The organism is Mesorhizobium sp. WSM4306 (assembly GCF_007003975.1).
Lineage (GTDB): Bacteria > Pseudomonadota > Alphaproteobacteria > Rhizobiales > Rhizobiaceae > Mesorhizobium.
In genome coordinates this window covers 1-1,474 of sequence record NZ_VFTC01000064.1, presented here as the reverse complement: position 1 = coordinate 1,474, position 1,474 = coordinate 1, and the positions used below count along the sequence as shown (strand labels likewise).

At 57.9% G+C, this 1,474-nt stretch carries 3 protein-coding genes and 1 pseudogene; 2 read left to right on the top strand and 2 right to left on the bottom strand.

All coding sequences use genetic code 11. From position 1 onward, the window contains the following. The coding region (locus FJV77_RS32725) for a hypothetical protein (RefSeq protein WP_210246378.1) at positions 1 to 236 on the top strand (236 nt) is incomplete at its 5' end. A 135-nt stretch (positions 237 to 371) separates the two neighbouring features. Here FJV77_RS32725 and FJV77_RS32150 read toward each other — a convergent pair. Continuing rightward, positions 372 to 685, bottom strand: a pseudogene (locus FJV77_RS32150) (type II toxin-antitoxin system RelE/ParE family toxin). A gap of 3 nt (positions 686 to 688) precedes the next feature. Further along, on the bottom strand, positions 689 to 955 hold the full coding sequence (locus FJV77_RS32145; RefSeq protein ID WP_142870363.1) for a type II toxin-antitoxin system ParD family antitoxin: 267 nt from the start codon (positions 953 to 955) through the stop codon (positions 689 to 691). Between the two features lie 146 nt (positions 956 to 1,101). Here FJV77_RS32145 and FJV77_RS32720 point away from each other — a divergent pair. Then, the coding region (locus FJV77_RS32720) for a hypothetical protein (RefSeq protein ID WP_210246379.1) at positions 1,102 to 1,474 on the top strand (373 nt) is incomplete at its 3' end.

Sequence of the window (1,474 nt, the reverse complement as noted above, 5' to 3'; positions counted from 1 at the left end):
CGTGGCCCGTTACGCTTTTGGCTTCGGGGCCGTCCGAGTGTCGCTTACGCGGCTCTCTTGAATTTCACAAGGGCTTATTCAGAAGCAAACTGCTTCGCCGCCTGCGGCGCACCGCCCTCGTTCGTGAGGCGTATATAGTCGCCACCCTGACAAACTGTCAACTGCCTTCAGCCATGTTTTTTCGATTTCTCGCAGAGATATCCACGGGGCTGAAATTCGTGAGTTGGCTTGGCTGAAATTATGAGCGGTGTTCCGCAGTCGGATCACTCCTACGAAGCTCCCATCCCTCGGCGGCGGCCGCGTGCCATCGGCTTGAAAATCGTCTGCTCTGCCCGGTGAATGTCGACCACAGCGCCAGCCTGAGCAGTGCTTCAGAGCCGATCTTCCAGCAATTCCGCCGTGATGTTTCGACCGGCGAAAAAGATGGCCCAGGAATCAGGACCCGCTCGGCCTCGACCGCGAAAGCAATGCTGACGGCGCGGCGGTAGCCGATGATGCGCAGACCAGGCATGATCTCGACCCGCTCCGTGCCGCGCTGTGGAAAAGTCGACAGGCCGAGGCAATGGTCGCGGATGCCGGCGATGAAATTCCGGGCGATCGCCGGCGACGCACGGTCGGCTATGTCATCATAGAGCTGTTCGAGTTCAGCTTCCGCCTTGGGGTGGAAGACAATGCGATACTCCATTGCCTACTTGGCTTTCGCCTGCTTCGCGCGATGCCGCACCTCGAGCCGCGAAAAAACCGTCTCGGCAGGAGTAGCCTTCGCCGGATCCTGCCGGAGCTCGGTCAAACGCGTCGGAATCTCCTCGCGCAGCCATCTTTCCCGCTCCGCCTCGAAATCCTCGAGCATACGCAAGCCGGCGCGAACAACCTCACTGGCATTGTTGTAGCGGCCTGATTCGAGCTGCTTCCTGATGAAGCTCTCATAGTGGTCGTTCAGTGCGTAGTTGGGCATGGCAACCTCCTGAAGAGATCATGGTGCGAATCAGGATCAGTAGCAATAGATAGCAATAATTAGCAGCAGTTCACGCATGGCCATGCTTCGTTTCCAACGGTCTGCTGGTGGGAGAATGATTCGTCATCTGGCTCTGCAGCATCGAAATGCTGCCCATCACGATCACGCCGGCATGGATCGAAGATTCACGCCTGGATCATCTGCCGCCATTCTCGGCCCGAGCAAAAGTGGCGGTTGCTGCGTCGGGCAAAGCCCGAAAGCCAACCGGCTTCGCTGGGTCTAATTTTCGCTTGGATGTGATTTCGGACTGCGAGCATCAGCCTGGACCCATTCCATGTACACGCGAGCTACAGGGGCGACCGACAAGGAAGCTCGTTTCGAGAAGCTGGGCGCCGGAAGAATTGGCTTGGGGAACGGGAGAGGTTTTGTGTCCGGCTGCTGCATACAAAAAAGCCCGCTTGTGGCGGGCTTTTTTGATGTTGGTTGCGGGGACAGGATTTGAACCTGTGACCTTCAGGT

Bases quoted from the DNA above. Each gene is read 5' to 3' on its own strand.
- FJV77_RS32145 (WP_142870363.1), bottom strand. From the start codon at position 955: ATGCCCAACTACGCACTGAACGACCACTATGAGAGCTTCATCAGGAAG.